This window comes from Paenibacillus sp. EZ-K15 (assembly GCF_002573715.1).
Lineage (GTDB): Bacteria > Bacillota > Bacilli > Paenibacillales > Paenibacillaceae > Paenibacillus_AQ.
Genome location: NZ_PDHM01000028.1, coordinates 26,231 through 51,377, shown reverse-complemented (window position 1 = coordinate 51,377; position 25,147 = coordinate 26,231). Strand labels below are relative to the sequence as shown.

19 protein-coding genes are annotated in these 25,147 nt (G+C 52.0%); 9 read left to right on the top strand and 10 right to left on the bottom strand.

Annotated features, from left to right (window positions below; all coding sequences use genetic code 11):
* Positions 1-155: 155 nt before the first annotated feature.
* From CRG97_RS30585 to CRG97_RS30570, 4 genes are all read left to right on the top strand, one after another.
* Entirely contained in the window at positions 156-2,321 is a 2,166-nt protein-coding gene (locus CRG97_RS30585) for a glycoside hydrolase family 3 N-terminal domain-containing protein (protein WP_098749256.1), read from the top strand.
* 40 nt (positions 2,322-2,361) lie between these two features.
* Positions 2,362-5,739 carry a GH36-type glycosyl hydrolase domain-containing protein gene (locus CRG97_RS30580; protein ID WP_098749255.1) on the top strand — a complete coding sequence of 1,126 codons (3,378 nt, stop codon included), beginning with the start codon at positions 2,362-2,364 and terminating at the stop codon, positions 5,737-5,739.
* 83 nt (positions 5,740-5,822) lie between these two features.
* A complete protein-coding gene (locus CRG97_RS30575; protein ID WP_076323948.1) occupies positions 5,823-6,320 on the top strand; it encodes a GNAT family N-acetyltransferase in 498 nt (165 codons plus the stop codon).
* Between the two features lie 177 nt (positions 6,321-6,497).
* Positions 6,498-7,157 carry an MOSC domain-containing protein gene (locus CRG97_RS30570; protein WP_098749254.1) on the top strand — a complete coding sequence of 220 codons (660 nt, stop codon included), beginning with the start codon at positions 6,498-6,500 and terminating at the stop codon, positions 7,155-7,157.
* A gap of 108 nt (positions 7,158-7,265) precedes the next feature.
* Here CRG97_RS30570 and CRG97_RS30565 read toward each other — a convergent pair whose 3' ends face one another.
* The gene (locus CRG97_RS30565) at positions 7,266-7,814 is read right to left on the bottom strand and encodes a GNAT family N-acetyltransferase (protein WP_098749253.1); all 549 of its coding nucleotides are present in this window, start codon (positions 7,812-7,814) and stop codon (positions 7,266-7,268) included.
* A gap of 41 nt (positions 7,815-7,855) precedes the next feature.
* A complete protein-coding gene (locus tag CRG97_RS30560; RefSeq protein ID WP_098749252.1) occupies positions 7,856-8,110 on the bottom strand; it encodes a DUF2164 domain-containing protein in 255 nt (84 codons plus the stop codon).
* Between the two features lie 277 nt (positions 8,111-8,387).
* Between CRG97_RS30560 and CRG97_RS30555 the strand changes: the two genes are divergently transcribed.
* The gene (locus CRG97_RS30555; RefSeq protein WP_098749251.1) at positions 8,388-10,106 is read left to right on the top strand and encodes a glutamine--tRNA ligase/YqeY domain fusion protein; all 1,719 of its coding nucleotides are present in this window, start codon (positions 8,388-8,390) and stop codon (positions 10,104-10,106) included.
* 167 nt (positions 10,107-10,273) lie between these two features.
* Here the strand turns inward: CRG97_RS30555 and CRG97_RS30550 are convergent, their stop codons facing one another.
* On the bottom strand, positions 10,274-11,557 hold the full coding sequence (locus CRG97_RS30550) for an MFS transporter (protein WP_237566623.1): 1,284 nt from the start codon (positions 11,555-11,557) through the stop codon (positions 10,274-10,276).
* A gap of 141 nt (positions 11,558-11,698) precedes the next feature.
* Here CRG97_RS30550 and mobA point away from each other — a divergent pair, with 141 nt between their 5' ends.
* A complete protein-coding gene (gene mobA / locus CRG97_RS30545; protein WP_098749250.1) occupies positions 11,699-12,355 on the top strand; it encodes a molybdenum cofactor guanylyltransferase in 657 nt (218 codons plus the stop codon).
* 160 nt (positions 12,356-12,515) lie between these two features.
* Here mobA and moaA read toward each other — a convergent pair whose 3' ends face one another.
* Positions 12,516-13,520, bottom strand: coding sequence for a GTP 3',8-cyclase MoaA (moaA, locus tag CRG97_RS30540; protein WP_098749249.1), 1,005 nt, complete (start codon positions 13,518-13,520; stop codon positions 12,516-12,518).
* 341 nt (positions 13,521-13,861) lie between these two features.
* Between moaA and CRG97_RS30535 the strand changes: the two genes are divergently transcribed.
* Entirely contained in the window at positions 13,862-14,539 is a 678-nt protein-coding gene (locus CRG97_RS30535) for a TorD/DmsD family molecular chaperone (protein ID WP_098749248.1), read from the top strand.
* Positions 14,540-14,630: 91 nt separating this feature from the next.
* On the opposite strand, the gene CRG97_RS30530 is transcribed toward CRG97_RS30535, so the two are convergent.
* The 5 genes from CRG97_RS30530 to CRG97_RS30510 all read right to left on the bottom strand — a co-directional run bounded on the left by CRG97_RS30530 (position 14,631) and on the right by CRG97_RS30510 (position 20,339).
* Positions 14,631-17,846 (bottom strand): efflux RND transporter permease subunit, encoded by a 3,216-nt coding sequence (locus tag CRG97_RS30530; RefSeq protein WP_098749247.1) that lies wholly within the window; start codon positions 17,844-17,846, stop codon positions 14,631-14,633.
* Between the two features lie 46 nt (positions 17,847-17,892).
* Positions 17,893-18,831 (bottom strand): TetR/AcrR family transcriptional regulator, encoded by a 939-nt coding sequence (locus CRG97_RS30525; RefSeq protein ID WP_098749246.1) that lies wholly within the window; start codon positions 18,829-18,831, stop codon positions 17,893-17,895.
* 151 nt (positions 18,832-18,982) lie between these two features.
* Positions 18,983-19,297: a DMT family transporter gene (locus tag CRG97_RS30520; protein ID WP_076323958.1), complete on the bottom strand. Its 315-nt coding sequence runs from the start codon at positions 19,295-19,297 to the stop codon at positions 18,983-18,985.
* On the bottom strand, positions 19,297-19,638 hold the full coding sequence (locus CRG97_RS30515; RefSeq protein WP_098749245.1) for a DMT family transporter: 342 nt from the start codon (positions 19,636-19,638) through the stop codon (positions 19,297-19,299). The genes CRG97_RS30520 and CRG97_RS30515 overlap by 1 nt, the downstream gene beginning before the upstream one ends.
* 104 nt (positions 19,639-19,742) lie before the next feature.
* A complete protein-coding gene (locus tag CRG97_RS30510; RefSeq protein WP_098749244.1) occupies positions 19,743-20,339 on the bottom strand; it encodes a TetR/AcrR family transcriptional regulator in 597 nt (198 codons plus the stop codon).
* Positions 20,340-20,540: 201 nt separating this feature from the next.
* On the opposite strand from CRG97_RS30510, the gene cls reads away from it, so the two are divergent.
* Positions 20,541-22,043: a cardiolipin synthase gene (gene cls / locus CRG97_RS30505; protein ID WP_098749243.1), complete on the top strand. Its 1,503-nt coding sequence runs from the start codon at positions 20,541-20,543 to the stop codon at positions 22,041-22,043.
* A 72-nt stretch (positions 22,044-22,115) separates the two neighbouring features.
* Here cls and CRG97_RS30500 read toward each other — a convergent pair whose 3' ends face one another.
* A complete protein-coding gene (locus CRG97_RS30500; RefSeq protein ID WP_237566622.1) occupies positions 22,116-23,669 on the bottom strand; it encodes a phospholipase D family protein in 1,554 nt (517 codons plus the stop codon).
* A gap of 301 nt (positions 23,670-23,970) precedes the next feature.
* Between CRG97_RS30500 and fni the strand changes: the two genes are divergently transcribed.
* Positions 23,971-25,086 (top strand): type 2 isopentenyl-diphosphate Delta-isomerase, encoded by a 1,116-nt coding sequence (fni, locus tag CRG97_RS30495; protein WP_098749242.1) that lies wholly within the window; start codon positions 23,971-23,973, stop codon positions 25,084-25,086.
* Positions 25,087-25,147 lie beyond the last annotated feature (61 nt).

Genomic DNA, 25,147 nt, shown 5'->3' with positions numbered 1-25,147 from the left:
ATAAGCGCTGGTTTCCTTATTTTTTAGAAGGTTAATTTGTAAGTAAAAATGCTTATAAAATATATGATTTTCGGGAAAACATGGATCGCTTCGGGGAAAATCAAAACGTTTCGAATTTACTATGAGTGAACGGCAATAACAAAGGAGGATGGGAAATGGCAGATCAACAACTACTTTCTCTGGTAGAGCAGATGACGCTGGAGGAAAAAATTGCGCAGCTTATACAACTGGCCGTCCCTTTTTTCGAAGGCGCTCAAGAATCGGGGCAGATTACAGGACCGATGGAGTCGCTTGGCATCACCGATGAGATCGTAAGCAATGCCGGCTCCGTGCTGGGTTTGGCGGGTGCGGAGGAAGTGATAGCCGTCCAAGAAGCGCATTTGCGCAAGAATCGATTGAAAATCCCGCTGCTCATCATGGCCGATATCGTTCACGGCTTTAAAACGATCTTCCCGGTGCCGCTTGCCATGGGGAGCTCTTGGGACCCTAGCCTAGCGGAGCAGAGTGCGGAAATCGCCGCCCGTGAAGCGTCGGTATCCGGCCTGCATGTGACATTTGCGCCGATGGTGGACCTGGTGCGCGATCCCCGCTGGGGACGCGTGATGGAGTCGACTGGCGAAGACCCTTACTTAAACAGTGAATTTGCCAGAGCCTTTGTCAGAGGTTTCCAAGGGGATGACCTGAGCGGCGATCTTAACCGGCTGGCCGCTTGCGTGAAGCACTTTGCCGCATATGGAGCAGGCGAAGGCGGCCGCGATTACAACACGGTGGACATGTCCGAGCGTCAGCTGCGGGAATATTACCTGCCTGCGTACAAGGCTGCGCTGGATGAGGGTGTTGAGATGGTCATGACCGCCTTTAATACCGTGGATGGCATACCGGCTACGGGCAATAAGCGGTTGATGCGCGATGTGCTGCGCCGCGAATGGGGTTTTGACGGCGTGCTGATCTCCGACTGGGGTGCGGTCAAAGAGCTGATTCCTCACGGGGTAGCGGAGGACGAGGCTGAGGCAGCATTAAGAGCCATCGAAGCGAGCGTGGACATCGAAATGATGACTTCCAGCTATGTTCATCATTTACCGGACATGGTACGCGAAGGCCGGGTAGACGAGAGTCTGATTGATGAAGCGGTCCTGCGCATCCTGTCATTGAAAAAGCGCCTCGGTCTGTTCGAGCGCCCTGTGCGGGGAGCCGATCCCCAGGCGGCACGGGAGATTGTGTTCTGTGAAGAACACCGTCAGGCGGCACGGGAGGCAGCGGCAAAATCCTGTGTTCTGCTGAAAAACAACTCGCTGCTGCCGCTGCGCGGTGAGCAGCGTGTGGCATTGATCGGCCCGTTCGCTGCCAGCGGCGATATTCTTGGGCCGTGGTCCTGGACAGGCTCCAAGGAAGATGCGGTAACCCTGGAACAGGGACTGCGCTCCAAGCTATCTTCCGGTGCCCTCACGGTAGCCGAGGGCTGTAACGTGAACGCCATGACCGGGCAGCAGCTGGATGAGGCGATGAAGGCGGCGAAGGAAGCCGACGTGATCGTGCTTGCGCTGGGCGAGGATTCCGAGATGAGCGGCGAAGCCGGCAGCCGTGCGTTCATAACTCTGCCGGAGCCGCAGCTCGAGCTGATTCGGCATTTGAAAACGCTGGAGAAGCCGATGGTTGCCGTATTGTTCAACGGTCGTCCGCTGGATCTGCACGGCGTGCTGGATGAGGTCGATGCCGTACTGGAAGCCTGGTTCCCGGGAAGTGAAGGCGGAGCGGCCGTAGCTGCCCTGCTTATGGGCGAGGCGAATCCTTCCGGCCGTCTCAGCATGTCGTTCCCTTATTCCGTTGGGCAGGTGCCGGTATACTATAACCATTTTAATACCGGCCGTCCGAAGGATGCGCCTGATGCGCAGGTGCGCTATGTATCGCAATATTTGGACATTCCGAATGAGCCGCTGCTTCCGTTTGGATTCGGCCTCAGTTATACGGATTTCCTCTATGGGAGCATGAGCCTGTCGGCGGAAGAGATGTCCCCGGATCAACCTCTTGAAATCACGGTTTCGGTAACGAATGCCGGCGATATGGCCGGCGAAGAAGTCGTCCAGCTGTACGTCCGGGATCGATCCGGTGAGGTCGTTAGACCGGTCAGGGAGCTGAAGGCTTTCCGCAAGCTGCTGCTGCAGCCGGGCGAACGTCAGGAAATCACGTTTACGCTGACCGAAGAACAGCTGCGTTATCATCATTCGGATCTGTCCTTCGCCAGCGATGCGGGTGAGTTCGACGTCATGGTCGGAAAGAACAGCCGGGATACGGAGACAAGACGTTTTCGGCTTCGGAAATAACTCGACTAACATCATTTATGCAGAATAGGAAGTGAAACTTGTGACAGCCAATCATGTAATGAACGATGCAAAAGTTGTACTCCAGGCAGGAGAATTGACGTTTTCCTTTTTGCCTAGCGGTGATCTTTATCAAGCCACTTACGGCACGACGATGATCAATCAGCTGCTCTCCAATTCGATTGATGGCGCCCTTAACAATTTGTTTCTGAGAATCCATACTGAAAGCGGCATTGAGGCCGTTCCTATGCTCGGAGTACACTCCAACAGCGTGGTCACTCATGCGGATAACCGGATGATGTGGGAAGGCAGCGTCAAGGGAGTAGATTATAAAGTTCTGTTTACCCCAACGGATACCGGCGCGTGGTTCTGGGACGTCGAGCTCCAGGGGGAAGGAATTCAAGCCGACGTCGTGTATGGACAGGATATCGGCATCGCCCATCCGGGCGCCGTTCGAAGCAATGAAGCTTATTTGTCCCAATACATCGACCATGCTGTGTTCCAACAGGAAGATCTGGGGTATGTCGTGTGCTCCCGTCAAAATCAGCCGCAGGGAGGCGTATTCCCCTATCTTCAACAAGGAGCACTGACTTCTGCGATCGGGTATTCAACGGATGGCTTTCAGTTCTTTGGCCTTTCCTATAAAGAAACGAATCAGGCGGAGGCTCTATCCGAGGAGAGCCTGCCGAATGAGGTATATCAATATGAGTTTGCTTATACGGCCCTGCAGTCCCCTCGCGTAACGCTTAGTGGCACAACCCGGTTCGTATTTTACGGCTTGTTTAAGGAGAATCATCCGGATGCAGTCACAGCGCTTGAATTCCAGGAGGAGCTCCAAGCAGCCTGGCAGCAGGCTGAAGCGTCCCGCTTGACGGAGGCGGCCAATCCGCTGCCTCGGATCGAGCGATCCGAGCGTTTCGGGGAGCCTCTGCGCACATTGCCGCTGACGGAAGACGAGCTGAACGCTTTGTACCCTGTACGCCGCCAAGAGGAGCGTGACGGGGAAGAACTGCTCTCGTTCTTCACGGATACTTATGAGCATATCGTCATGAAGGAGAAGGAACTTCGCGTAGAGCGTCCGCATGGCCATATCTTGATGAGCGGCAACAATGTGAAGCTGGGCAGTCCTGTCATTACGACAACCTCTTACATGTATGGTGTGTTTAATTCCCAGCTGGTGACGGGGAACACGAACTTCAACAAAATGATGAGTCATGCGCGGAATGCACTGAACGTGCCTAAGACATCCGGTCAGCGGATTTATGTGGAAATGGACGGCGAGTATCGTCTTCTAACGATGCCATCCGTGTTCGAGATCGGCTTTAACTATGTTCGGTGGTACTATAAGACCGAAAGCGACTTGCTGATCATCACCAACTTCACGTCTGCTGCGGCATCGGAGGTTACGCTTCAAGTCCGTTCCGAGAGCGGAAGGGCTTATCGTTATCTGGTCACTATGCAGATCACGATGGATGTCAACGAATATGAAGTGCCGTATCATATGGCTCAGGAAGATGGTATCCTGACGTTCCGTGCCGATTCGGCTTCACTTAGTGCTTCTGTGTACAAAGATCTGCATTACCGTCTTGGCGTGACGGGAGTCGATATGCAGGTTAAGGACGAAACTTGTCTGGCAAGCAACACCGCGTCTGGCAGTGCTTCCTTAACAGTACTTGAGCTTGGCGAGAGTGCGGAATGGACCATGACCGTACAAGGCAGCCTTGATGCAGCGAACGCTCCGCTTACGGCGCGGGAAGCCGATGAAGAGATTGCAAGCTACCGCTCATTCTATGCGTCCGTCATGAACGGGTTCCATCTGAGTCTGAAGAATGGACAGGAAGATGGCTTGTTCAAGGTGAATGCGCTGGCCTGGTGGTATACGCATAACATGCTCGTTCACTATTCGGTACCACACGGTCTGGAACAATACGGCGGCGCGGCGTGGGGAACGCGCGATGTGTGCCAAGGGCCTGTTGAATATTTCATGGCTACGCATAAATACGAGCAGGTACGCGATATCCTGCTTGAGGTGTATTCCCACCAGTATGAGGATGACGGGAATTGGCCGCAGTGGTTCATGTTTGATCAATATGCCCATATTCAGCAGGAAGAGAGCCACGGCGATATTATCGTATGGCCGCTTAAGGTGCTGGGCGATTACTTGGCCGTCACACATGATTACAGCATATTGGATTCGGTTGTTCCTTACACGAGAAAGCACAGCTTCGATTTTACGGAGCAGACGTACACCGTGCTTGAGCATGTGAAGAAGCAAATGGCCTATATTCAAAATCATTTCCTTCATGACACTTATCTGTCTTCTTATGGAGACGGGGACTGGGATGATACGCTTCAGCCGGCGAACGCGCAGCTGAAGCAGTTCATGGTCAGCAGCTGGACGGTAGCTTTGACCTATCAGACCTTGAACCAGTTCTCCCGCGTTATGGAGCGTGTGGACCAAGCGATGTCCCATGCGATAGGGGACCTCGCGGAAGGAATCCAGCAGGATTTCAATACGTATATTCTGAATTCTGAAGTGATTCCCGGTTTTGTCTATATGGAGAGCAAAGAGCAGAGCAAATTCCTGCTGCATCCGTCCGATCAGGAAACGGGAATCCAGTACCGCCTTCTTCCGATGACGCGCAGCATGATTAGCGAGCTGCTGACGCCGGAGCAGGCAGCAAGCCATTATGAGATTATCCGTGAGCAGCTGTTCTGTCCGGATGGTGTGAGATTGATGAACCGTCCAGCCGTATATGCCGGCGGCGTCAGCAAGCACTTTAAGCGGGCGGAGCAGGCGGCGAATTTTGGCCGGGAGGTTGGCCTTCAGTATGTGCATGCGCACATCCGTTATGTCGAGGCGATGGCAAAGCTCGGCAAGAGCAGCGAGGTTTGGAGCGGGCTTGAGCGTATTAACCCAATTGGCATTACCGAGGTTGTGCCGAATGCGGAGCTGCGTCAGAGCAATGCGTATTTCAGCAGCTCGGACGGGAAGTTCAACACGCGCTATGAAGCGCAGGAATCGTTTGATGCGCTGCGGAGCGGACGCGTACCTGTCAAAGGCGGATGGCGGATTTATTCCAGCGGCCCGGGGATCTACATGAACCAGCTGATTTCCAATGCGCTTGGCATTCGCGAAGCGGGAGGAGACCTCGTGATTGATCCGGTCCTGCCGAAGACGCTGGATGGCCTGGAGTTCCAATTCAATTATGCGGGGAAGGCGGTAACGTTCATTTATCACGTGGATCGCGCCGAGCGGACCCGCATCACGATTAACGGGCAGGATGTGGAAGCGGATGCCATCCGGAACCGATACCGTACAGGCGGCGTTCGTATTGCAGGTGCGTATTTCAAACGATTGGCCGGAGAGGGCGACACCGGCTGTGTCGTGGATATTTACGCCTCTATTCATGAACAATAAATTTTGACCCGTGAAACTCGTCTGCAAGAAGGCCAATCGGTCTGATATAATAGAGGGAATGGTTATCAAAGCGAGGGATGGCGATGAAGACCCGGCAAGAGACATTGACCATCCGGTTCTCCGAGATGAAAGATGCTGCTGCACTCATGGAACTCGACGAACTGGTATGGGATCGCAACACGGCCCCTGCCCCATTGGAGTGGACCTCAAGAGAACATTATCTTCTGCATTGTCCGCCAGGCACACAGCTCGTGGCGCTGCATGAGGAAGAACTGTGCGGTTACATCGGATTCCGGTCGCCCACAAGCCTTCACAGTAATCGTCATGTGCTGGAGCTGAACATAGCAGTTCACCCTGCCTATCAACGGCAGGGCATCGGACAGCGGTTGATCGAGGCCGTGAAGGATATGGCGCGCGTGGAAGGCATTTCGAAGCTGAGGCTGCGGGTGCTGTCCAGCAATCCGGGCGCCCTCTCTTTTTACAGGAACTGCGGGTTTCAGGAAGAGGGTAGGCTGATTCAGGAGTTTTACGTGGATGGGCGTTACGTCGATGATATCTTAATGTGTTGCTTCTTATCATGATCACCTTCATGATATCCCTCTAGGCCGGTTAACGGACAGCAGAGAGATGGAGTCACAGGGTTGAACAGTCCGGCAGCTTGCCGGGCTGTTTTTTTCGTCACTTAAATGGCTTCTGGACAAGGGTACAGGCTATTGCATATAGTAGATGAAAAGAAAAGAAGGCGGAGGTTATTTTCCATGACCATGGGCATTGTATCGCTGAATGTGGGAAAGCCTGTAACGGTTGATTACCAGGGAAAGGACCTGTCTACGGGAATTTATAAGCAGCCTGTGGAAGGCCCCTTGTTCCTAAATGCATTGAATTTCGAAGGGGATGGTCAGGCCGATCTCGTCAATCACGGCGGCGTGGATAAGGCGGTGTGCGCGTACCCCTCTGAGCATTATCCTTATTGGGAACGCTCCTTGGGCAAGCAGATGGAGTATGCTGCATTTGGCGAAAACTTGACGCTGCGGGGGATGCTGGAGGATCGGGTCTGCATCGGGGATGTATACCGGATAGGCGACGCGGTGGTGCAAGTCAGCCAGCCCCGGTATCCCTGCTTTAAGCTGTCGCAAAAGCATGGCGTTAAAGATATGCCGGCAAGAGTATTGAATACGGGCTACAGTGGGTTTTACTTTCGAGTCCTGGAGGAAGGGAATGTCCGCGCCGATTCCGTGGTCGCTCAGCTTGAGTCTCATGCTTCCGGCATAACGGTGCTGGACGTGCTCCAGATGATGAAGGATGGACGGAAGGATGAACGCGGGTTGTCCCGCATGCTGGAGATCGATGTGCTATCAGCCAGCCTGAAGGAGCAATTCGGCAAATGGCTGGAGACCCTGCGGGACAACCAGGAGTGAGACGTGGGCTCCCAGCCAAGCCAGGCCCTCGCCTTGAACAACATAGACAACAAAAACCGGCTTGTGTCCTTATCGTAGGATACAAGCCGGTTTTATTTCGATTAAGGGTTACCTTATCCGCTTCCATTCGCTCTGAATCATGCCGTAGACCGCATGGTTGACATAGCCTTGAGGCAGCTTCTCGGCTTCCCTTATGACTCCTTCCAGCACAAACCCCAGCCGTTCCGGAATGGCCCGGCTGCGATGGTTCGCCGTTGCACAGCGGATCTCCACTCGGTTCAGGCCCATGCGCATCAGCGCGTGATCCGTGAACGCCCGGCATGCGCTTGTCATCAGGCCTTGCCCCGTAAAATGCTGATCCAGCCAATATCCGATGCTGACGGAGCGGTTGCTCCAATCAATCTCATGGAACGAGATGGTGCCCGCCAGCTCCTCGCGGACCCAGATGCCGGCCGAGAAGCCGCCATTCTCAGCCGCTTGCTTCATGGCGCCTTTGATATAATTGACGGTATCATTGACCTCGGTGACGGCATCCACCCATGGGAGCCACTTGCGGAGACGGTCCCGAGACCGGTCGGTAATCTCGAACATCGCCCGTGCATGCTCTATGGCAAGGGGGCGTAATTCAACATGGTCATCTAATGTGTATCCAAACATACGGTATCTCCTTTGTTCTCCATCGTGAAGTGTATGTAGCTTTAACGAGTCCGCTTCACTTTTTTCTCTAATGCGTAAATATCTTCTTCAAGGGAAATCATACGCTGATTGACCACCGTTCTGCAGTCGCTGAGCGCTTGATTGTATAGATGCGGCCCTAAGGTCTCCATGAAAAAATCAAGAACCCCTTCCGCGGCCAGATGGCCGAGGGTTTCGCCACGCTCTGTTTCAAAGTATTCCTGAACCAGTTCAACCAGTTGTTCGCGTTGTTCTTTGGGAAATTTGCTAGGTTTCATAAGATGATTGCAGGCCTCCTTCCATCGTTGTTTTTCTCTCCATGCTACCCTATTGAAAAGCCTCCGTCAAAACGATTCTCACCGGGATTTTCGGCTGTGGGAGGGTCCTATGTGCGCAGGTTAGATGCTGGGAGCAGGCTGCTCGCTGGAATCCTCATCCCAAGTCGGCAACTTGCGGCACGGAAGTGCCGAATTCCTTGAACAATCACGGCATTACAGGTATATTTAAGGGAAACACGTTTATACAGGAGATAGACAGAAATTACAGGACGAAAGGTTGATCAACGTGGAGAACCATCGGGGAACCCCCTCCAATTTCATAAAAAATGTTATTACCGAAGACCTGAAGTCCGGTAAAGTCAAGGAAATCGTCACCCGCTTTCCGCCGGAGCCGAACGGCTACTTGCATATTGGACATGCCAAGGCCATATGGATCAATTTCACGCTGGCCGATGAATTCGGTGGACGGACGCATTTGCGGTTCGATGATACGAACCCGGTGAAGGAAGACATTGAGTATGTTAACTCCATCAAGGAGGACGTGAAGTGGCTCGGATTCGATTGGGAAGAGCTGCGGTACGCGTCCGATTATTTTGAAGAGATGTACAACCGTGCGGTGCTGTTGATTAAGAAAGGGAAAGCTTACGTGGATGACCAATCCGCTGACGAAATCCGCGAAAAGCGCGGAACCCTGACCGAGCCTGGGCAAAATAGCCCGTACCGGGATCGCAGCGTGGAAGAAAATCTGGATCTGTTCGAGCGGATGCGCAAAGGGGAATTCGCCAACGGCGAACGCGTGCTGCGCGCCAAGATCGATATGGCTTCGCCGAATATCAATTTGCGGGATCCGGTCATCTACCGTATCTCCCATGCGCATCATCACAATACAGGCGACAAGTGGTGCATTTATCCGATGTACGCTTTTGCTCATCCGCTGGAGGATGCCATTGAAGGGGTTACGCATTCCCTGTGTTCTCTGGAGTTTGAAGATCAGCGCCCATTCTATGATTGGGTTGTGGCGGAATCCGAGATGGACAGCACGCCGCACCAGTACGAATTCGGGCGTTTGAACGTGGCACAGACAGTTACGAGCAAACGGAAACTGAAGCAGCTCGTAGACGAGAATGTGGTGGACGGCTGGGATGATCCGCGCATGCCGACGATCTCCGGACTTCGCCGTCTGGGATACACGCCTGAAGCCATTCGCAACTTCGTGTTTGAGACGGGAATTTCGAAGGCATACGGCACGGTGGACCGCCAAGTGATGGAACACTTTATCCGTGAGGACTTGAAGCTGAAGGCGCCGCGTACGATGGCTGTGCTGGACCCGCTGAAGGTGGTCATTACGAACTATCCTGAAGGCCAGACGGAATGGCTGGATGCCGAGAACAATACGGAGAATCCGGAGATGGGCGTCCGCCAGATTCCGTTCTCGCGCGAGATCTATATTGAGCAAGAGGATTTCATGGAAGATCCGCCGAGCAAATATTTCCGCTTGTTCCCTGGCAATGAGGTGCGTTTGAAGCATGCGTATTTCATTAAATGCAATGATGTGATCAAAGACGAGAACGGCAAGGTCGTCGAGATCCACTGCACGTATGATCCGGAGACGAAGAGCGGCAGCGGCTTTACCGGACGCAAGGTGAAAGGAACGATTCACTGGGTGGAGGCCACGCAGGCCGTACCTGCCGAATTCCGTCTGTTCGAACCACTGTTTAAGGAAGAAGAGGAAGAAGCCGAATTGGTACCAGAGGTTGCAGGCGAAGCGGAAGAAGCAGCTGCCGAGAAGTCCTTCCTGGACGACATCAATCCGAACTCGCTGCAAATCGTGCAAGGATTCGTGGAACCGAATATGAAGGATGCTGCACCGCAGGACAAGTTCCAGTTCTTCCGCCACGGATATTTCAACGTCGACTCGAAGTATTCGCAGCCAGGGCGTCCGGTATTTAACCGCGTAGTCTCCCTGAAGAGCTCGTTCCAGCTTCCGAAGAGCTAATCAAGATTGCAAATAGAAATGGAGGCATTGAAGGGGAGAAGTGTTTTCCCATGCCTCCCTATACGTAAACAAGACTCGAAGATTCCGTTACAGGATTCATTCGAGTCTTGTTATATTTACGGTGATACCATCTTGTCATTTGAATGGCTTCTCGTACGGACCACGTTCTAACTCGCAGCATACTCCTCGATCTCGTCGCCTTCGGGATCGTCCGGATGCAGCGGCTGGTACCCGTGCTTGCGAAGGTTGTACCACATCCAGCCAAAGCCGATAGCACCCACAATGGCAAGCATCGTACCGGTCCGGTACATGATCTGCGCCCCGAAGTTCTGGAACATCCAGCCGCCGGCGAGACCGCCGATGACGCCGGATATGCCGCTCCAGCTTAAGGTATAGATCGCTTGTCCGGAAGCGCGATACGGCGTCGGAACAAACAGCATCGTCAGCTGAACGCCGACATAGAAATAGCCGCCGAAGGTTACGCAGTGCAGCAGCTGGATGAAGGCCACCTCGAGCGCGCTGTTGGCTTCCGCCATCAGCAGCCAGCGGAGGGCGAAGAGCAGGCTGACAATCGTCAGGCAGCCGACCAGGACATTGATTTTCCGTTTCAGGAAGCGGTCAAACAGAATGAAGATCACCACTTCAAATATCGACGAGAAGAAGATAGCAAGGCCCACCATCTGCTTGGTACCGCCAAGCTCCAGAATGTATAGGGACATAAAGGTGTTATTGGCTGTATTCGGGATGGATACCATAATGCCTAACAGAATGAACCAGACAAAATAGGGGTTCAGGAACAGCCTGCTGAGTCCTTTAAGGTTAACCGATGCCGAGGCAGTTGTTTTCTGGATGGAGGGCAGTGTGAACATGAACAACGCCGCCACCAGCAGCATGACCGAGAACACGATGGAGATGCGTCCCGATCCGAGCCGGTCGATGACAGGTCCTGCAGCAATTGCCGTCAGCGCCCATCCCAGCGACCCCCACAGTCGGAACGAGCCGAATTTTTGCTGCGTCCCCTCAATATAGGTTAGAATCAGCGAATTCGTCTGCGAGAACATCGGAGTCTGGAAGAAATAAAAGAAAATCATCGTCATGTATATCATTGCATAGGTATTCGCCTGAAATACAAGCTGGACCAGCAGCAGCGTACCGGTCATCATAATCAGCAGCACCCGTTTGATGTTGGCCGCCCGGTCACCCCAGAATCCCCAGAACGGATTTGCGAAGATGGACACAAATGGCGCGATTGCCATCAGGCTGCCGATTTCGATTTTGCTCATGCCGATGTCTTGCAAATATAACTGGAAGAAACCGGTGAAGATGACCATGGTTCCGTAAATGAAGAAGTTGAACAGCTTGAGCGATGTCAGCGAAGGTTGAGCATTGTCCATATTCCGCAAGTAGGTCATTCCTTTCAAACCGAATGCAATCCAAAATCGCGGCAACATAGGAAGCCGCTTTCCCTTCAATGTATCATGCATTGAAAAGGGATACAAACCATCTTTTAAATGATTTTCCATTATTCTGGTTATTAACCTGTAAACTGAATCAACTTTTTTTACAACGTGTAAGAAAGGCGGGTAGAACATATGAGCGATCATCCCCTAGATGTTGGCCTTTCGCCGGATCAGGTGACAGGTATCGTGCTTGCAGGTGGAGCCTCCCGGAGAATGGGGAGAAACAAGGCGCTGCTGCCCATGGAGGGAATGCGTTTGATCGAGCGAACGGTCCAGGTGCTTGACAAAGTTAGCGGACGGGTAATCCTATCCACCAATGTCCCGGACGCTTATCCATTTCTTGGATTGGAGTGCATTCCCGATCTCTATGTCGGGCGAGGCCCGATGGCAGGACTTCATGCAGCGCTCAAGTCATCCCAAAGCACATGGAATATGGTCGCCGCGTGTGACATGCCTTATATCCATGAGCGTTTCCTGCGGGGACTGCTGGATCTGGCGAACAAGCAGTACGCAGCCGACGCTGTAATCCCAGTGGTAGAAGGCAGGATGCATCCGCTGCTGGCGGTTTATCGCAAAGAAACCGTAGAAGGCCTTGAGCACAGGCTGATCAAGGGACAACTGCGCATGGTGGAATGGGTGCAGGAGCTGAATGCCGTCTTTGTGCACGAGGAGCAATTAGAGGCAATGACGGGCCTTGATCCGCGCAGGATTTTATTTAATATGAATACTCCTGAGGAATATGAGGCAGCAGGCGGCCTGATGAATTCCGACTTGTCTGAGGATAGATAGTAGAGTTTTATAGCGGCTTCAAGTTACGAAGCCCGATGAAACCGGTACTCATCCTAAAAAAATAACCCCGCCAACTAAATGCTTGGCGGGGAATTTTAATATATAACTGCGCGCTAGTGATAATAAGTCTGCCATCAGCATTATACGCACAGTAGACGGTTTATCCGCCGATCTGCGACATGCGCCGGCCGGTGGGAGTATGGTTTTGTGCCTTTTTCTCGAGCGCGAGCGCCATTTCATGATTCAGCGGTTTTGCGCCCAGCGCTTTGCGGAACAGGTTAGCAACCGCGGAAGGATCATCGACGACACGGCGCACGTTAAATTCGTCGGACCAGTATAGACAAGCCTTGATGTGGCCGTCCGCCGTCAGCCTGAGGCGGTTGCAGGAATCGCAGAAATGATCGCTGACCGGATGGATCAGACCGAAGGTTCCTGTAGCTCCAACCACCTTCATGTTTCGTGAAGGCCCATTGCCGGATGGTCCCTGCTCTTCTTGAATGGTCCAACCCGCCTCCTGGCACACTTCGGATACCCGGCTCAGCGGTAGATACGAATCTCGCCAGGCATCGGATGCTTGGCCGATCGGCATATATTCAATAAAGCGGACATGGAGGGGACGATCGAGCGTTAGAGCGATAAAGTCGCGAATTTCGTCTTCGTTGAAGCCCTTCATTAACACCATGTTCAGTTTGATCGGATCCAGGCCGGCTTCATAAGCAGCTTCAATGCCTTCCAGCACTTTATGCACCCGGCCGCCGCGCGTAATGCGCGCGTAGCGCTCCTCATGAAGCGAATCCAGACTGATGTTGATTCGGGTGAGCCCCGCTTCCTTAAGCAGACGAGCTTTGGATGGGAGCATGATCCCGTTGGTGGTGAGGGATATATCTTGAATTCCTTCAATGGAAGCAATCATATGAACCAAGGATTCCAGATCCTTGCGCACCAGCGGCTCGCCACCGGTAAGGCGTACTTTGGAGACGCCCATAGGGGCAAGGACGCGGATGATCGCTGCGATCTCTTCATAGCTCATAATCTGATCGTGAGGTTGGAATTCCATCCCTTCTTCCGGCATACAATAGACACAACGAAGATTGCATCGATCCGTCACTGAGATACGAATATAATCATGGACCCGACCGAAAGAATCTTTAAGCGGTTCGATCATGGAAATCCCCCTTTATAGCATGCATGGTCACATTGTAGCCATTCCCCGAACGGGAGTCAATGCACCGTTTGGGTCATGACGGCAGGACAAGCTGCGGCAAAACGGCCATTCTTTTGTGAGAAGAATCACAGAAAACGCTTTCGGGTTCCAGTATATTGAAGCTGTGGACAAAAGCTTTCTCCCCTTGAAAGCGAGTAGTGACATTCTAGATTTCCGAAAGTTTCCTGATTTTTCCGAAATTTTCGGAAATCATTTCAAACTGCTTTCATTAGACATTCATCTAAGATATACTGTCAAGGATATCACATCCAACAAGAAAGGTTACCAATAGGAGGTTCGATATGGCGATATCACCTGTTCAAACTTTGGAGGTGCCTGACGTCTGTCACAGATGGCTTGAAAACCGGGGGACGGTTTACGAGCTGCTGATTGATTTTTTGGGCAATTGGCCCAGCTTGTCTATGATTGCGGAATGGAGCCGCGGAAGTGGAATTAGCAAGGCTGCGGAGTGTTCGAAGGCCGGTACGGAACTGATGACATATTTATGTGGACGCTCACCTGAGGAATTGGTTCGGATTTGCGAATATGAAGGGGCGGAATACCGCCGATTGCTTCAGCAGTCCAAACAGCGTCAGGCGGCAAAGTCTCATTATACGAAGGATGGATGCGCTCAGGATTTAGCCGATTGTTATGCATCTGTCGGTGTTGCCTTTAATAAACTGCACGGGGAAGCGGACGATCATATAGCCATTGAACTGGAATTTATGACACTGCTTCATGACCGTATGCTGAACAATACGTATTGTGAACATAGCATGCTGCAATTGATGGAGGTTCAAGAGAAATTTCTGGAGGAGCATCTGTTGTCATGGGTGCCATCCCTCTGCAAGGATCTGAAAGGATCCACGGAAAGTCCGCTCTATCAGTCGTTATTCAGTCTGCTGGAGGAGTTCCTCGCTCAGGATCTGAACATGCTGAAGACGTGGAAGCATTCCAGGGAAGCTGTGCTGGTACATTAGCGAGCAAGACAACATCATAGTCGTCAACATCATAGTCATCAAAAAAAGCCCCGGTCTCCTAGTGTAGGAAGCCGGGGCTTTGGTGTTCTACTTAATCTTCGATTCTTTTCTTGCTGAACTTCATCAGGAACTCGTACACGATAGGTACCACCACGAGCGTGAGCAGCGTCGAACTGATCAGACCGCCGATAACCGTAATGCCGAGACCTTTCGAGATGATACCTGCGCTGCTCTCCCAACCGAATACGAGAGGCAGAAGAGCGCCGATCGTCGCGAGTGCCGTCATCAGGATTGGACGAAGACGGGTAGCGCCGGCTTCAAGCAGGGCTTCGCGGGTGCTCATTCCTTCGCGTTCCATATGGATCACGCGGTCGATCAATACAATCGCATTGGTCACGACGATACCGATCAGCATGAGTACGCCCATGAGTGCAGACACGTTCAGGGTCTCGCCTGTGACGAGCAAGCCGATAATGGCTCCGATGACAATGAACGGCAGCGAGAACAGGATGGCGAACGGTGCGAGACCGCCACCGAATGTAACCACAAGCACAAAGTATACAATCGCAATGGCTGCCAGCATGGCGAGTCCAAGCTGTCCGAAGGTTTCGTTGATTTGCTCGGTGACGCCTCCGAATTGGACGGATACGCCGTCTGGAAGCTCAAGCTTGTTTACTTCAGTCTCCAGGTTGGTGGAGGCCGATCCTACATCGCTGGACAGGATGTCGGCCGTAACGGTCACAACCATTTTCCCGTCGATGCGCATAATGGAGTCTGGAGTCGTTCCTTTTTCCACCTTGGCCACATCCTTGATCGGTACTTCGATACCGAGTGGGGAGGTGACGGTTTCGTTCTCGATTTCCTTTATACTCTTATAGGTTTTGCTGTCCGTCTCAATGTAAACATTGTAGGTCTTGTCCTCAATTTTGACTTCGGTCAAGACCGGACGTTCCCGTACCGGAGACAGCTTCATTGCCAATTGTCCGGCTGTCAGGCCAAGGGAGCTCAGCTTCTCTTGGTCGGCAACCAGCGTATACTGCTCGAACGCTTCGGACAAGCTGGTCTTTGCATTGTCGAAGGTGGCGGTATCCTTGTTTGCGAGCTCTGCGATTTGATCAGCCACCGGCTTGATCTGTTCCAGAGAGTCGCCAAAGACGTTAACCGTTAACTGGCTGCCGCCAAAGCCGCCGGCCGCCATGTCCATATTGGACCAAGTACCATCCGGTACTTCCTTGGCAAGATCCTCGACAAGCGCTTTTTTGACATCTTCGAAGTTTTTCGTGTCCGGGTCATACATAATATAGAACAATCCGGAATTGGCTGATCCCATACCAAGCGGGTTGCTTCCGCCGATGGAGTACTGCATCGTTTGCACTCCAGGCTGATCCAGGATCAATTTCTCCGCTTTTAATGCGCGTTCCTCTACATCCTCCAGCATGACGCCAGGTTCAGGAGAATAAGTGACCATGGCATATTTGTCTTCCTGTTCAGGAATAAAGCTAACTCCAAGGTACTTCGTCAGGAACAGGCTTCCTGCCAATAACACGATGGCTGCCAGGAATGTAATGGCTTTGTGATTCAGCGTCCATTTCAGAATGGAACGATACCCGCGGGCCATTGCGCCCGGTTTCTCTGCATGATCATGTTTGTTCTTCAAGCCTTTGCGGAACAGGCTGTGCGCCATAGCGGGTACGAGCGTGACCGCCACGACCAGGGAAGCGAGCAGTGCAAAGACCATCGTCAATGCAAATGGCATGAACAGCTCTCCGACCATACCGCTGACCAAGGTAAGCGGCAGGAATACCGCGATGGTTACGATGGTGGAGGACATGATCGGTACAAACATTTCACGTGTAGCGGCGCTAATGAGCTCTCGGCCCGTCAACTTCTCGGTCGAGAGGGACATGCGCCGGTAGATATTCTCGATCACGACGATCGAATCATCGACAACCCGGCCGATAGCAACGGTCATGGCACCGAGCGACATCATATTCAAGGTGATATCCATTTGTCTCAGGCACAGAACCGCAATCAGCAAGGACAATGGAATCGAAATGATCGATATAATCGTCGAACGGATGTTGCGCAGGAAGACCATAATGATCAGAACGGCGAACAGTGCACCGAATAATGCCTTGGAAAGCATCGTATGGACAGAGTCTTCAATCGGCTTGCCTTGGTCCAGCATGATCGTCAGATCCATGCCAGGATAGAGGCCTCTCAATTCTTCGGCCTTGTCTTTGACCTGATTGACAACGTCAACCGTATTGGCGTCGTTGGCTTTCACGATTTGGATACCGATCGATTCCTTCCCGTTGGTGCGGGAGATGGATTCCGAGGTTCCGATAACTTCAATTTTGGCAATCTCGCTGAGTTTCACAGTTGGAATGCCGGTCGGAACGGCAGGAGCACCGCTTGGTCCGCCAGCAGCCGCACCGGCTCCAGGAGCGCCTTGTTGGCCTGCCCCAGCTGCGTTACCGGAAGGCTGCTGCGATGGTTGTTGACCTGTCCCGGCATTCGGAGCACCAGCTCCGGCAGATGCATCTGCACCGCCGCCACCCGGAATAACCGGAATGGCGATATTCTTCAGATCGTCAATGCCGATGATGCCGCCATCAATAGCAACGGCCTTCTGCGATTTTTCCATTTCGAACATGCCGAGCGGAACGTACAGCGCGGAACCCTGCACGATACCTTTGACGGTATCCTCCGTCAGGCCAAGCTCGTTCAGTTTGTCCTGATTAAACTTCAGCTGTACCTCGTTCACGAATTGTCCGGCTACCTGGATGGAAGCAACTCCGTCCAAATCCTCCAGCTCCGGAACGATGTCGTTCTCTGTGATGCGTGTCAATTCATCCAATGCCATATTGTCTTTATTCGCAATACTTAGGGAGACAACCGGCATGGAGCTCATGCTGAATTTGGATATGGTAGGTTTCTGGGCGTCATCAGGTAGCTTTACCTCATTGATGGCTTCACGAACAGCCGCCGTAGCGTTGTCCAGATCACTACCATAATCAAACTCAACCATGACATTAGCTGCATTCTCCATGGAAGTGGAGGTTACGGTTTTGACGCCGTCAATATTGCGGAGTCTCGTCTCGAGCGGTTTGGTAACATCCTCCACAACACCTTCAGGGGCTGCACCCGGATAGATCGCGGTGACACTTAAGAACGGGACGTTAATATCCGGAATGGTTTCTTGCTTCATCGTCAGTCCGCTGTATAACCCTCCGAAGCTGACGATGATGGTCAGCAGCCAGATCGCAAACTTGTTGCGCAGCGAGAAATTGATAATTCCTTTCATTAGGCGATTCTCTCTCCTCTCCAAAACTCTATGTCTCTAACTTGGACTAATTCCCCTTCATCATTCCACCGGGTGTAAGATAGCTTTCGAGTACAGTCACAATGGTGCCCTTGAGCTCCGTAAACAATGCTTCAAGGTCCTCGATCCCCTCCAAGTTGGCAAGCATTCCTTTCAGAACGGCCCGGCTGGGCTGAAGGGCAAGCAGCTCCTTCTCCATAATATTGAGCGACTCCATTGCATCTTCCCGGACATCCGGCTCCACCTGGATCCTCTTAAGCTCATTCTTCATGGTCTTAATGACAATGAGAGGATGACGCTGCGTGCGCATGTCGGTTTGGCATAATTGGCCCAATTGCCCAACCGCCTCCATCGGGATCAGGGGATCGGGCCGTCTGCGCAGAATGCTGGCTACAATATCATCGAGCAGCTGGATCTGATGATCAGCGATGATTCCCACATTCAAATGAAATCCCGGCATGAACAGGAAACGGATATACGAACCGAGCATACTGCCCATAAACATGCCGATCTCCATCGTATACGGTTCTACGTCCGGTCCATAAATGGTTTTCAGCTTATTGTTAAACCACTGCAATGTAGCCAGCATTTCCTGCCGCATGTTTTCCTTGTCAAAAGGCGGTTTCCCCGGCGGCATCTGATCATGGAATTGCTTCAGGAGAAATTCCCGGATCTCCAGAAAATGGACCAGAAGCACTTCCGTCTGCTTGCGCAGCTGCTCCTTAGGTGCAAGCAGCGGATCTTGATCGACCCGGAGAATCTCATCTTTAATGCGGCTTGCGATAAGCTCGTAAATGCTCTTTTCCAGTTCCTCTTTGGATTTGAAATGAAGATAGAGGCTGCCTTTCGACATCCCGCATACTTCGGCGATTTCCTGCATGGAGGTAACCGAAGAGCCCTTCGCGGAAAACAGCTGCATCGCAGTGATGAGTATTTGCCGTCGTTTTTCTGCCGTTTTATCAGCCAATCAATAGCTCACCTCGTTTGAGAACTTTGCAGTTCTTGAGTTGACCATGAGGTCAAGAATTATTATATATGAAAAAGAACGACCGTTTCAACTTTACTACGGTCGTCCCTTTTCATGGGTTCTGAAAACATATGAAATTTGTTGAAATTATTTAACTGATCAATTTCAGACCGACAGCCGAGCACAGAATCATGGCAATAAACAGCACCCGCCGCCACTCCTTGGGTTCCCCGAACAGGAACATCCCGGTGATCGCACCGCCCGCCGTTCCGATTCCCGTCCAGATGGCATAAGCGGTACCCATAGGCAGTACGGTCATGGCGTAGGAGAGGAGGGAGAAGCTGGCGGCAAAAGATAAGGCCAAAATCAGTACATAGCGCCATCCCTTACGTTCCGACACGCCTTTGATACCGATAACGCCGCCGATTTCAAATAATCCGGCAAATACAAGAGCAACCCAAGCCATTATTTGCTCACCTCCGGTTCTGCATGATCACTCGTAACCAGCTTAAGGCCGATCACGCCTGCCAGCAGCACGCAGATCAGAAGCACTTTGACCAGTTTAAACGGTTCTCCGAAGAACAGCATTTCGGAAGCCACCGTCCCGGCGGTACCGATTCCGGTAAAGACGGCATACACCGTTCCGACCGGCAGCCGTTTGGCTGCCTCGATAATAAGATAGAAGCTCGCTGCAATGGCGGCCACGGTTCCAAGCCATTCCCAGATGTTAGCGGAATGCTTCAAACCCATAACCCATATGACTTCAACCAATCCGGCGAGCAGTACATAACCCCAGTTGCGATTCATTATGATTGTCACTCCTTTTATGAAAAGAACAGTAACCTCAGTTAGAGACTCTTACTCATATTCTTCTTGAACTTCCTAATTATCATGCGTAATTCTACCGGGATTTAACTCATATGGCTATTTCTTTGTTTCTTCACCCCTAACCAATACACAGGCCAAGCGGCCGCGAGCCGCCTTAAGGCCCGTTCTTCCCCGCCGTATACGGTTTCCAGATGAATTCCGTCCACCAAGGTCATAAAGGCAATCGCCGCATTGCGCGGATGACGGATGATACGTCCATGCTCCGGACAGCCCACGGCAAGCAGCCTCGACAAGTTCTGCTCTTGTTGATCAAGCAGCGGATACACCATCGCCATCACTTCGTCATACAGCGTGCTTGGCGGAAAGAAGGCCATTCGCATGAAGAACTGGACTTCATCATCCAGGCGATAAGCTTGGAGACGGCTTTCAAGAAATCCGTGCAGCTGCTGCTCGAGCGGCCAATCGGCATGGTTAAGAAAATAGGCCACCATCGATTCCTCTTGACGCTGGAATACGTCCTGGAGCACTTGCAGAAACAAATCCTTCTTACTCGAAAAATGGGCATAAATCGACGGTTTTTTGATTCCGCAGTCGTCAGCAATATGTTTTAACGATGCCCCTTCGTAACCGTTTTTGGCAAAGTGGGCAAGGGCGGATTGTTTAATGTCGGCGGCACTCATAAGATTCCTCCTAACTAACGATCGTTAGTTATATTTTTAACAAATGGCGTTCACATTGTCAATATTTTATTTTTGGGCATCAGGCCTTGTCGGCTCAAGGAGAACAGTCTTTAGTTCCTGGGGGAGATCATGTAGAATATGGTGTGACCAGCATCGTACATACATAGAGACAGAAACGATGAAGAACAAGGGGTAAACGATATGAGAAAGGGAATAGAGGCTGTACTGATTACCGCGCTTTTGTTCGCGTTTTATTATTTTGGCATGGATTATTTCGGGAAGACGACCGGGACCATTATCGGGATATTCTCTACGCTAACCGTAGTATCCATCGGATTCATGATTTTTATGGAGAATCGTCATCCCACCAGCACGTTGGCCTGGATTCTGCTCTTGGCGCTTGTCCCTATCGTAGGGCTTGTCTTTTATTTTTTGTTCGGACAGAACTATTTCAAGCGGAGAAAATACGATAAAAAGGCGCGGAAGGACGTTCTGGTATATACCAGCGAAGTGCTCCGGAAGAACACCCCAGACATCTCCTGCTTTAAGGCCGAAGTGCAGCAGCTCCTTCAGCTGTCTACCCGCCTTGCACGCACGCCGATTTCCTTCTCGAGCGATACCAAGGTGCTGACCGACGGTGAAGAGACTTTTGCGGCCTTGATTGGGGAGCTGGAACAAGCGGCGCATCACATTCATATGGAATATTACATTTACCGTCCGGATGCGATCGGAACGCAGATCCAGGAAATTTTGATACGGAAGGCGAAAAAGGGGGTGGCCGTTCGGTTTATGGTGGACGCCGTTGGCAGCTTGCAGCTGCCGCCTTCCTTTTTGCAGGAGATGCGGGATGCGGGTGTACAGGTCGCCGTATTCGGCAGTCCCAAAACGATATTTTTCACGAGCCGCGTGAATTACCGCAATCATCGCAAAATCGTTGTTATTGACGGGAGTGTCGGATTCGTTGGCGGATTGAATGTAGGGGATGAGTATTTAAGCCGCAGCAAGGCATTCGGTTTCTGGCGCGATACCCACATGCTTGTTCGCGGAGAGGCTGTCAGAACGCTCCAAGTTATCTTTTTGCAGGATTGGCAGTACATGACGGGTGAGCAGCCGAGTGAACCCATCTATTATTCACCGGATTTGCTGGAGAACCGTGCCGGTGCCGTACAGATTATCGCAAGCGGACCGGACAATGAGCGAAGAGCCCTGAAGAACATCTTCTTCTCCATGATTGTGTCGGCTCGTAAGTCGGTATGGCTGGCTACGCCTTATTTTATACCGGATGAAGACATATTCACCGCGCTCAGGGTTGCTGCCTTGTCCGGTCTTGATGTACGGATTCTGTTTCCGTCGAAACCGGACAAATGGCTGCCCTTCCTGGCTTCTCATTCCTATTTTCCGGCTCTGCTGGATGCCGGGGTAAGGGTGTATGAATATGAAAAAGGGTTTATGCACTCGAAGCTGCTGATCGTTGACGGCGAGGTCGCAACCATTGGCACGGCTAACATGGACATGCGGAGTTTCCACCTTAATTTTGAGGTTAATGCTTTACTCGTTCATACGGAAAGCGTAGGCAGGCTGGTATCCGACTTCGAGCAGGACCAGGAATCCGCTATCCTGTACGACCGCAATCATACCCGCAAAAAGAGAATCATGACCCGGCTGCTGGAGTCGGCCGCCCGGCTAATGTCACCTCTGCTGTAATGCGGTGGAGGTGGGGAACTCGCGGTACATACCGGCACTTCATGTGCGTACATACATCATATTGAAAGAATTTTAAAAGGTAGTGAAACCGAGCCATTTCTGTAGTTTAAACAGGATGTCCTTCATCCATGTCGTTTTTCCTTGGTAAGCCTCAGCTTCGAGAGTAAAGGCTGCGCCTTCGTTGAACCATATCCGATTAAAGTAACGGTCCAGATCCCGGGTGAGCGGATGATCCTTAGGCGCGGCTATCCACAAGTTGTTTTCCAAATTGAGATCCGCCAGATTCCGCTGGGTGAAGTTGGTTGACCCGCCGGTAATCACAGACTTGCCTGTCGGTTTGGCAATGTACATGAGCTTGGTATGATACTGCTCTGTACCGGTGTTGTACCAGCGAACAGAGATGTTGCCCTTGGATTTTTGAATGAGCTCAGCAGCAGCCGGACGGTTAGGGATGCCGATCTTGTCCCGGCCAAAGGCATTCTGGTTCGGATCCAGGATGAGGCGGATATCAACGCCGCGATCCGAGGCCTTAAGAAGCTGGTCCATGACTTTGCTGTCGGCCAGATAGAACATCCCCATCCAGAGCGTGTCCCCGGGCTGGGATTGCTCAATGTCCTTCAGAACATATTTATAGATTTTCCCTTCCGTCAAATAACGAACATCGACATCGTTTGCTTGACCAGAAGGTTGCACGTGTGGCTTGGAGTCTGGCTCATATTCCGGTAGTTTGATTCGGCTTGTAAGGTTAACGGCGGCTTGTTCGGCTGCAAGCATATCCCCGATGATGTCCCCGCTCGTTTCGAAGGCAATGTTCGAATGGAACGCGCTGGCGTCATGGATGTTGGCCGAAGTGACCAGCGCTGTGTTCTCGCTGATGACGATTTTACGGTGATTGGCCTTCACGTTCAGCAGCTTCAGATAGGAGCGGACCGTAATATCGGGTGCTTCGTTTGCCATCAGATTGGGGAGTGTCCCCTTGCCCGACTGGCCAAACCACTGGAAGAACGTGCGCCATACGGCGGAATAGGCTGGCGTGGAGTCCCGCAGCCGGTCAACATCGGTCAGGATCACATGAATACCGGCAGCTTTCATGGCCTCGAATTCCGGCAGCGAATAGGAGCCATACCCGGTATTCACTTCATCGGAAATAAAGAAGATATCCATGTTGGGATATTTCTTCTTATGGGCAACAAGGCGATGGGCAAGTTCTTCGCTAACTTCGGGGAACTCCTGACCTTTATGGGTGTAGCCGTTGAACAGAAACATATCGATCACCAGGAACTTTCGGGATTCATCGATAATTTGACCAATGCGCGGTCCGATTTCGCGATCATGCACCGGTTGACCGTCCGGTCCGGGGTAGGTCAGGTCGGTCCACATTTTAACGTCGCTCTGGTAGAGCGAGCTTTCATAGGAGATCCCTTTCGGTAGTGGCTTATGAGTCTGATAGATCATCACGCCGATGAGCCATAGTATAAGAAGGACAAGGCAGATAAAAATCGTTGTTCGCGTTCGGGAGCCTTTGATATTCGGTTTCCCTGGTATGAGCAGCGTGCCTGGATCGCTTGGATCGGTTGTATGTAGATTTATTGAATTTTGGTTATGAATGAATTGGCGGAAACCCAAGATAGCCCATCCTCCTATCGCTACTGTTGTATAACGTTAATTAACATGAATGACCTGTCCTGACGCACTCCATTTTCTGCAGTTCGGATAGTATTCGATTTCGGGTTGTTCCTAAGATCCCAGGGTAGAATGATAGTCGAGAGGTTTGTTAGTTCAATACATGCGTAAGAATGGGTGAACACCGAGTTTATATTTTAGCTTGTAGAGGTACATATCATGCAGCTGGGACAATCTGTGGTGCCAATGATATGCTTATATATAGTTATTTAAAGGATGAGTGAAGTGGATAAGGAGGCACGGGATGAATTCAGAACATAAAGAGACTGCGGGTAAACCTGCTGAAACCATTTCAGGCAGAGGATTGGAAAAACTTGAGGGCAGGCTGATGCCGGAAGTGCCCACGGGCGAGCGGAAAATAGAGCATGTACGCTTATGCTTGAATGAGGAAGTAGGCTCTGTGGGAGTAACCACCGGTTTTGAACGTTACCGCTTCCGTCACTCCGCACTGCCGGAAATCGACTTTGACGATATTAAGCTGGACACTACATTTCTTGATTTTTCCGTACGCACACCATTTCTAATCAGCTCCATGACTGGCGGAAGCAAGGCCACCGGGGAGATCAATAGACGTTTGGCTGAAGCAGCGGAACGGCGCGGCTGGGCACTTGGTGTAGGCTCCGTACGTGCCGCGGTGGAGAAGGAAGAGCTTGCTTCTACTTTTCGTGTCCGGGAGAGTGCGCCGAGCGTGCCGGTTATCGCTAACCTTGGAGCGGTGCAGCTGAACTATGGCTTTGGCCTTAACGATTGTCAGCGGGCGGTGGATATTGCGGGTGCGGACATGCTGGTTCTTCATTTAAACGGACTTCAAGAGGTGTTTCAGCCGGAAGGAAATACCCGGTTTGGCTGTTTGCTTGGGCGAATTGAGGATCTGTGCCGTACGCTTTCGGTACCGGTTGGCATTAAAGAAGTTGGCTGGGGAATTGATGGTGAAACGGCGCGGAGCCTGCTGAATATCGGGGCGGCTTTCATCGACGTGGCAGGTGCGGGCGGTACCTCATGGAGCCAGGTTGAAAAATTCCGCAGCCAAGATCCGGTTCGCCGCGCTGCGGCTGAAGCTTTCGCCGGTTGGGGCAATCCTACCGCGGAATGCATCGTGGAGGTGCGCGAAGCTGCGCCAACCTGTGCGCTTATCGGCAGCGGCGGGCTGCAGAGTGGCGTCGATGCGGCTAAAGCGCTCTCGCTTGGCGCCGACCTGGCAGGCTTCGGGCGTGGACTCCTGGGTTCGGCAGTCGAATCGGTGGAAGCGCTGGATCAGCGGCTTGCCCAGGTGGAGTTAGAGCTACGGACGGCGATGTTCGGAATCGGCGCGGGGAATATCGATGCGCTGAAGTCAACCAAACGGCTGATTCGTGCATAAATGGCCAGAGTGATGGACCCGGATCACATTCAACGATGGCAGTATATTCGTGTTGAAGTCT

What these genes read in the sequence shown, in the direction of transcription:
- CRG97_RS30585 (WP_098749256.1), top strand. Translation starts at nt 156, where the DNA reads ATGGCAGATCAACAACTACTTTCTCTGGTAGAGCAGATGACGCTGGAG.
- CRG97_RS30575 (WP_076323948.1), top strand. Translation starts at nt 5,823, where the DNA reads ATGAAGACCCGGCAAGAGACATTGACCATCCGGTTCTCCGAGATGAAA.
- CRG97_RS30570 (WP_098749254.1), top strand. Translation starts at nt 6,498, where the DNA reads ATGACCATGGGCATTGTATCGCTGAATGTGGGAAAGCCTGTAACGGTT.
- CRG97_RS30565 (WP_098749253.1), bottom strand. Translation starts at nt 7,814, where the DNA reads ATGTTTGGATACACATTAGATGACCATGTTGAATTACGCCCCCTTGCC.
- CRG97_RS30560 (WP_098749252.1), bottom strand. Translation starts at nt 8,110, where the DNA reads ATGAAACCTAGCAAATTTCCCAAAGAACAACGCGAACAACTGGTTGAA.
- CRG97_RS30550 (WP_237566623.1), bottom strand. Translation starts at nt 11,557, where the DNA reads ATGTTGCCGCGATTTTGGATTGCATTCGGTTTGAAAGGAATGACCTAC.
- mobA (WP_098749250.1), top strand. Translation starts at nt 11,699, where the DNA reads ATGAGCGATCATCCCCTAGATGTTGGCCTTTCGCCGGATCAGGTGACA.
- moaA (WP_098749249.1), bottom strand. Translation starts at nt 13,520, where the DNA reads ATGATCGAACCGCTTAAAGATTCTTTCGGTCGGGTCCATGATTATATT.
- CRG97_RS30535 (WP_098749248.1), top strand. Translation starts at nt 13,862, where the DNA reads ATGGCGATATCACCTGTTCAAACTTTGGAGGTGCCTGACGTCTGTCAC.
- CRG97_RS30530 (WP_098749247.1), bottom strand. Translation starts at nt 17,846, where the DNA reads ATGAAAGGAATTATCAATTTCTCGCTGCGCAACAAGTTTGCGATCTGG.
- CRG97_RS30520 (WP_076323958.1), bottom strand. Translation starts at nt 19,297, where the DNA reads ATGGCTTGGGTTGCTCTTGTATTTGCCGGATTATTTGAAATCGGCGGC.
- CRG97_RS30515 (WP_098749245.1), bottom strand. Translation starts at nt 19,638, where the DNA reads ATGAATCGCAACTGGGGTTATGTACTGCTCGCCGGATTGGTTGAAGTC.
- CRG97_RS30510 (WP_098749244.1), bottom strand. Translation starts at nt 20,339, where the DNA reads ATGAGTGCCGCCGACATTAAACAATCCGCCCTTGCCCACTTTGCCAAA.
- cls (WP_098749243.1), top strand. Translation starts at nt 20,541, where the DNA reads ATGAGAAAGGGAATAGAGGCTGTACTGATTACCGCGCTTTTGTTCGCG.
- fni (WP_098749242.1), top strand. Translation starts at nt 23,971, where the DNA reads ATGAATTCAGAACATAAAGAGACTGCGGGTAAACCTGCTGAAACCATT.